General features: G+C 62.5%; 1 pseudogene. It reads left to right on the forward strand.

What is annotated here, in order from left to right:
* Positions 1-922 (forward strand): annotated as a pseudogene (locus ACM6JQ_RS15990) (type IV secretion protein Rhs); the annotation flags it as partial.

A 922-nucleotide genomic window follows, 5' to 3' on the forward strand; every position in this document is an offset into this window, starting at 1 on the left:
TGTTTGGGTCGATCACGAAAACCGGCGCACTCGATTTCCGTTGCCGAGCGTTGAAAGACCGGCGATTCACAACAGTCTGTCGCGGGCGGCGATCTTTCTGGGGGATGAACCGGAAGAGCTGATCCTGGCACTGGCCGGGGAAACGGCGCGGTTCTATCACTTTCGCGCAGGACGGCTGACGGCGATCAGCGATGCCTATGGCAATCGTCTGATGGTGCAGCGCGATCGATCTGACCGGGTGCAGCGACTGGACAACGGCGCCGGGCGTTCGCTGCTGTTGCGCTATGACCGCGCGCAGTTGGTTGGTGTGGATTACCAGGTGTTTCGCGACGGTGCCTGGAGCACCGAACAGGCGCTGGTCAGTTACCGCTACGACGCCTATCAGCACCTGATCGAAGCGACCAACGCCGTCGGCGACAGCGAGCGCTACGACTACGACGACGCTCACGTGATCCTGCAACGACAACTGGCCGGCGGCGCGAGTTTTTTCTGGGAGTGGGAACGCTCGGGCAAGGCTGCGCGTTGCGTGCGCCACTGGGCGTCGTTCTCGCAGATGGACACGCGTTACGTCTGGAACGACGACGGCAGTGTCGCAGTGCATTACGTCGATGGCACCGAAGAGACGTACGTGCACGACGAGCGTGCGCGGCTGGTGAGTAAAGTCTCAGCGGATGGTGGCAAGCAGCTCAAGGCGTACGACTCTTCGGGGCGGTTGATCGCCGAACAGGATGCCTTGGGTGCGGTCACCGAATACCGCTACGACGAGGTCGGACGGCTGGTGGCGCTGATTCCGCCGGCTGACGCGCCAACGTCCTACGAGTATCGCAACGGTTTCCTGCATAAACGCTCTCGCGGTGACGCGGTGTGGATCTACCGGCGCAATGCCGAGGGCGATGTCACCGAAGCGGTCGATCCCGATGGC

Origin of the sequence: Pseudomonas sp. IT-232MI5 (assembly GCF_949767845.1) — a bacterium.
In the GTDB taxonomy this organism is placed as follows: Bacteria; Pseudomonadota; Gammaproteobacteria; order Pseudomonadales; family Pseudomonadaceae; genus Aquipseudomonas.